The organism is Pseudomonas sp. 57B-090624 (assembly GCF_003234055.1).
Taxonomy (GTDB): Bacteria; Pseudomonadota; Gammaproteobacteria; order Pseudomonadales; family Pseudomonadaceae; genus Metapseudomonas; species Metapseudomonas tohonis.
In genome coordinates this window covers 1-5,218 of sequence record NZ_QKRU01000147.1, presented here as the reverse complement: position 1 = coordinate 5,218, position 5,218 = coordinate 1, and the positions used below count along the sequence as shown (strand labels likewise).

Here is a 5,218-nt window from a genome sequence, read left to right as displayed (position 1 = left end):
GTGCGGGGAGCGGGTGGGGTCAGCCCGAGGCGTGGTGCAGCAGGTGGGCGATGCCCGCCTTGCCGTTGACGCCGAGCTTGTCGTAGATGCTGCGGATGTGATGGCGCACGGTGTTCGGCGCCAGGCCCAGGTCGCGGGCGATCTCCTTGTAGGTGCTGCCGCCGCCGAAGCGCTCGGCGACGTCGGCCTCGCGGGCGCTGAGCTGCGCCAGGGCGGTGCGCGGGCGGGCGCTGAGCAGGAGCAGGTGGCCCACTTCGGTGGCGTCCAGCTGCAGGTGCTGGCCGCGGTAGCCGGCGGCGCCGACCGCCTCGGGCAGGTGCGGGCCGCTCCAGCGTGGCCATTCCAGCAGCAGGCGCTCGACGAAACCGTGCTCGGCATAGTGCAGCGTGCCCTGGCGATCGCACACGGCGAGCGCCAGGGTGTTCGGCCCATCGAGAGCCTCGCGCAGGGCCACCAGGGCGCGGATCTGGTTGGCGCCCTCGGCGGCTGACAGGTGCGGCATCACCTGGTCGAGGAGGAAGCGTTCCTCTTCCTCGAAACGCGGCGCGTCCGGGCGGCGGTAGAGCGTCAGGTGCACGCTGAGCTGGGTCTGCGGGTCGATGTGGATCACGCAGAGGAATTCGCCGAAGCCGTGCTTGCGGCCCAGCCAGCGCAGCCCGGCAGGGGTGCCATCGGCCTGGCTGTCGACGATCACCGCGCGGCCCGGCCGGGACTGCACCAGGCCGATGGTGATGTCCTGCTCGCGGATCGACTGCCAGTCCTCGACATAGCTCGACGGCAGGCCGAATACCTGGGAACTGCGTTCTTCGGGCAGGTCGGCGACCATCGCCGCGTGTCCCCACCAGGCCTTGTCGAAAGCCAGCAACGCCTGCAGGCGCTGCAGGGCATGACGATGGAAACGGGCGAGAGGCTGTTCCTGGGCCAGGCGTTGCAGGTCCAGCACGCAGCCGTTGAAGGCGGCGAAACGACGGGGGGTGATGAGGTGTTCGTCGATCTGGCTCATGGGGATACCTCTCTGCGACTTTGTTGTTCTTGTCGGAGCCGGGAAGCGGCTCTCAGTCATCAGTGGGTGGCCGGTGTCGGGGTGACGGGGCAGGGCCTGGAGCGAGTATCGCCAAGGCGTGCGGAGGTCACCATCCTACAGATGCAGGATAGGCCGGCGACCCCCGCCGGCCCTGGCCTTGGGCGTTCAGCCGGGGGTGGCCGCGAGGGTCTCAGGGAGCGTCGCGCCGCCGTCCACCACCAGGGTCTGGCCGGTGATGTAGGACGCCTGGTCCGAGGCGAGGAACAGCATGGCGGCGGCGATGTCGCCAGGCTCCCCGAGGCGCCCCAGGGGCACGCCCCGGGCGATGGCGGCGGCGTGCCCGGCATCGCCCAGGTTGCCCATGGCCGGGGTGCGGATCATCCCCGGTTCCACACCGTTGACCCGGACGCCCTCGGGGGCCAGCTCCAGTGCCGCATTGCGGATGAAGCCATTGACCCCGGCCTTGGACGCCGCGTAGTGGGTCAGCCCCGGGTAGGCGACCCGGGGCCCGGTCACCGAGGAGGTGACCAGCATGCAGCCCCCGCCCTGGCGCCGGAACAGGGGCAGGGCGCCCTGGGTGAGCCAGAACAGCGCGCCGAGGTTCACCGCCAGGGTGCGCTCCAGCAATGTCGGGCCGATCTCCACCAGCGGCGCCAGCGGGAAGTAGCCGGCGTTATGCACCAGCACATCGAGCCGGGGCAGGCCGGCGAGCAACTGCAGGGTGGCGTCGCGGTCGGCGAGGTCGAGGGTGACGGCGCTCACGTCGCGGCCGCCATCGCGCAGCGATCGCGCCAGGGCTTCGGCCGGCACCTGCTGCAGGTCGGCGATCAGCACCCGCGCCCCGCAGGCGGCGAAGCCTTCGACGATGGCGCGGCCGATGCCCTGTGCGCCGCCGGTGACCAGCACGCTGCGCCCGGTGAAATCGAAGGCGTTCTTCATGGCGCGTCCCCCAGGCGTTCGTAGGCGAGGGTGGGCAGGTCGACGATGCTGGAGCCGCCGTCGGCCACCAGGGTGGCTCCGGTGAGGATGGCGGCCTCGTCGCTGATCAGGAAGCGGCACAGCGCGGCGATTTCCTCCGCCTGCGCCGGGCGGCGCAGCGGCACCTCGGCCGTGACCCGGGCGTAGGCGGCGTCGAGGCCCTCGCCGTAGTGCCGCATCAGCGGCTGCATCTCCTCGTCGGCCATGGGCGTGCGCACCCAGCCGGGGCATACGCAGTTGACCCGCACGCCTTGCGGCCCGTAGTCCCGTGCCAGGGAGCGGGTGAGGCCCAGCAGCGCATGCTTGGCGGTGGTATAGCCGCACACCTGCGGCCCCGCCGCCAGGGAGGCGATGGAGCCGAGCAGGACGATGCTGCCGCGCCGCTCCAGCAGCGCCGGCAGGCAGGCGCGGGCGCTGTGGAAGGCGGTGTCGAGGTTGCCGCGCAGGGCCGCCTGCCAGGCGTCGTCGCTGGTGTCGGTGGCACTGCCCAGGCCGTGGCCGCCGGCGCAGGCGAGCAGGGCGTCGATGCCGCCGAAGCGTGCGTGGATGGCGGCGACGAAGCCGGCCCAGTCGGCGCTGCTGGCGGCGTCGCCCACCAGTACCAGGCCGCCCGTCTCGGCGGCGACCCTCGCCAATGGCTCGCGCCGGCGGCCGACCAGCACCAGGTTGGCGCCTTCCGCCGCGAGGCGGCGGGCGCAGGCCTCACCGATGCCGGTGCCGGCCCCGGTGATCACCACCGTGCGCTCATGCATCGCCATGCACCGTGCGGTTGAGCACGTCGCAGTGGGAGGCGACGGGGAAGTTGGAGAGGGCGCCGAAATCGCCGTCGGCGTAGCCGAAGATCTTGCCGTCGCTGCGGTGGGCCTTGAGGTCGATCATCACCACGCCGAGGGTGGGCACGATCTTCTCGCGCCAGACGAACAGGTAGAGCTCATCGGCGATCTTGACGTAGTGGCAGCGGTCGGTGTCGCACAGGCCCTTCTCGACGCCCGCCAGGCACTGCCAGCTGTAGTAGTTCTCGTTGAGGTAGATGTGCTCGTAGACCTCGGTGGGGCTGTAGCGATAGCGGTTGCGCAGCCCCACCAGCTCGGCGCTCGGCGCGTGGGGGCAGGCGCCCGGCTGGAAGGGGCGATCGAGGGTGCCGTGGAAGAACTGCACCTCGACGCCGGTCAGGCTCTTGCCGGCCAGCGCGCGGCCATACAGGCCCTCGCGGGTGGCGGCGGCATCGGGCAGGCGGCCGAGCACGGCAGTGAAGGCGGCGGCACCGGTATCCAGCACCAGGCTCACCGACCACTGCTGGCCGAACTCCTCCTTGATGAAATCCACCAGGTAGATGCCCGGGCGCACCGAGGTGGCGCGATAGGGCGAACGACCACTGGAAGACCCGTCGGCCAGCGCCCAGTCCAGGTGCCCATCGGCGAACAGGTGCTCGATGCTCCAGCCGTTGTCGAACCGCAGGTCGAAGCGCCTGCCGTCGAGATCGGCCAGGTTGGGCAGGATGAACGCCTCGGGCGCAAAGCCTTCGGCCAGCGCGCCTACGGTGATCCAGTCGGATTGGGTGGTCATGGAACGGTCCTCGTTGTTGTCGATGAGGACTCAATGGTCGCCAGTTGGGGCGGGTGGGGGTATCAACCGGACGGATGAGGAGCAGCTGGAAGCTGGAAGCCGAAAGCTGGAAGACAAGAGCGGCGCCAGGTCCGCAGGATCGCTCTGGCTTCAAGCTTCAAGCTTCCAGCCGTCTTTCAAGCTGTCCCTTTAGGGACATACCCATCCCCAGCATTTGCCCCGACCATCGCCCCTGTCCATGACCCGCTCTTCAACCGGGGGGCTTGGTCGCCGCCGCGTGGCACCTGATCGGCATGGCCTGCCTCGCCTTCCGGTGTCGCCATCGCCTGGTGCCCTCGCCGGAGGACGCTTCACCGGCGCAGGCGGGTTCCCGCGCCGAGGCCTGCCCAGGGATCACCCCCGCCGGCCGTGGGCAGGAGCCGTCTCCTGCCCGCCACCCTTGCTGAACCCTTGAAACAGGAGGTGCCATGCTTTCCAACCAACCACGCCTGCACGGCAAGGTCGCGATCATCAGCGGGGGTGCCGGTGGCTGCGGCGAGGCGGCCAGCCGGCTGTTCGCCCGCGAGGGCGCGGCGGTCGCCATCATCGATCGCAACGCCGAGGCGGCCCGTGACCTGGCGGCGCAGATCGAGGCCGAGGGCGGGCGCGCCATCGGCCTGGGGGCCGACGTGTCCCGCGCCGACCAGGTGGACGCCGCGGTGGCGGCCAGCCTCGCCGCGCTGGGCCCGGCGGACGTGCTGTTCAACCACGCCGGCACGCTGATCGTGAAGCCCTTCCTGGAGGTGCAGGAAGAGGAGTGGGACTGGCTGATGGCGGTCAACGTCAAGAGCATGTTCCTGATGACCCGCGCCGTGCTGCCGCAGATGCTGGCCAGGGGCAAGGGCAGCATCGTCTGCACCTCGTCCATCTCCGCCCAGTACGCGACGCCTGGGGAGGTGGTCTACAACGCCACCAAGGGCGCCTGCCAGATGTTCGCCCGGGCCATCGCCGTGGAGTTCCGCGACCGAGGCATCCGTTGCAACGCGGTGGCGCCCGGCTTCATCCGCACCGCCCACGGCATGCGCGAGCTGCATGACCTGCAGGCCATGGGTGTCAGCGCCAGCGAGGCCGACATCGCCGCCCAGCAGGGCCGCCTGTGCGAGCCGGAGGAGGTGGCGCGAGCGGCGTTGTTCCTCGCCTCCGACGAGGCCTCCTTCGTCAGCGGCGCGCACCTGTTCGTCGATAACGGCTTTTCGTCCGTGTAGCAGGGAATGCAGCCGGACGAGCCCGATGCAGGTGACTGTGTCGGGCTTTTTCATTGGGGCGCAAGCGGCGGCGGTTATCAGGGGGTGAGGCGTTTGGGGTTGGGTTGTGGGAGCGGCTTCAGCCGCGAAAAGCATCGCGAATGAATTGGCTCTGTCTGCGTTAAGTGTTGCTAGAAGAATTGAGCCCAGCTGATTGCCAAGCTCTGGTGATGTTTCTGGTTTCGCCCCCCCGGGCGAGTCCCTTTTGACAATCGTCGGAATGCCGAACCACTCAAAAGGAACCAAAAGGGCTTGCCCCATCATCCGGCCCCGGCTTCGCCGGGGTTCCCTCACTCCATCGCCGTTACTCGCTACGCTCGCCCTTCGGGCCGCACTGAAGTGCGTTCGCCGCAAGCGTCGTCTGGGG

General features: G+C 69.9%; 5 protein-coding genes. 1 reads left to right on the top strand and 4 read right to left on the bottom strand.

All coding sequences use genetic code 11. The annotated features are described in order from the left end of the window. Positions 1–19: 19 nt before the first annotated feature. The 4 genes from DMX10_RS31790 to DMX10_RS31775 all read right to left on the bottom strand — a co-directional run bounded on the left by DMX10_RS31790 (position 20) and on the right by DMX10_RS31775 (position 3,568). Positions 20–1,003: a response regulator transcription factor gene (locus DMX10_RS31790; RefSeq protein WP_111264826.1), complete on the bottom strand. Its 984-nt coding sequence runs from the start codon at positions 1,001–1,003 to the stop codon at positions 20–22. A gap of 186 nt (positions 1,004–1,189) precedes the next feature. Next, entirely contained in the window at positions 1,190–1,963 is a 774-nt protein-coding gene (locus DMX10_RS31785) for an SDR family oxidoreductase (RefSeq protein WP_111264825.1), read from the bottom strand. Further along, the gene (locus DMX10_RS31780; protein WP_111264824.1) at positions 1,960–2,754 is read right to left on the bottom strand and encodes an SDR family NAD(P)-dependent oxidoreductase; all 795 of its coding nucleotides are present in this window, start codon (positions 2,752–2,754) and stop codon (positions 1,960–1,962) included. The genes DMX10_RS31785 and DMX10_RS31780 overlap by 4 nt, the downstream gene beginning before the upstream one ends. Beyond that, positions 2,747–3,568, bottom strand: a complete 822-nt coding sequence (locus DMX10_RS31775; RefSeq protein ID WP_111264823.1) for a molybdenum cofactor biosynthesis F family protein — start codon at positions 3,566–3,568, stop codon at positions 2,747–2,749. The genes DMX10_RS31780 and DMX10_RS31775 overlap by 8 nt, the downstream gene beginning before the upstream one ends. 467 nt (positions 3,569–4,035) lie before the next feature. On the opposite strand from DMX10_RS31775, the gene DMX10_RS31770 reads away from it, so the two are divergent. Next, positions 4,036–4,812 (top strand): SDR family NAD(P)-dependent oxidoreductase, encoded by a 777-nt coding sequence (locus DMX10_RS31770; RefSeq protein ID WP_111264822.1) that lies wholly within the window; start codon positions 4,036–4,038, stop codon positions 4,810–4,812. Positions 4,813–5,218 lie beyond the last annotated feature (406 nt).

What these genes read in the sequence shown, in the direction of transcription:
- DMX10_RS31770 (WP_111264822.1), top strand. Translation starts at nt 4,036, where the DNA reads ATGCTTTCCAACCAACCACGCCTGCACGGCAAGGTCGCGATCATCAGC.
- DMX10_RS31780 (WP_111264824.1), bottom strand. Translation starts at nt 2,754, where the DNA reads ATGCATGAGCGCACGGTGGTGATCACCGGGGCCGGCACCGGCATCGGT.
- DMX10_RS31790 (WP_111264826.1), bottom strand. Translation starts at nt 1,003, where the DNA reads ATGAGCCAGATCGACGAACACCTCATCACCCCCCGTCGTTTCGCCGCC.
- DMX10_RS31785 (WP_111264825.1), bottom strand. Translation starts at nt 1,963, where the DNA reads ATGAAGAACGCCTTCGATTTCACCGGGCGCAGCGTGCTGGTCACCGGC.
- DMX10_RS31775 (WP_111264823.1), bottom strand. Translation starts at nt 3,568, where the DNA reads ATGACCACCCAATCCGACTGGATCACCGTAGGCGCGCTGGCCGAAGGC.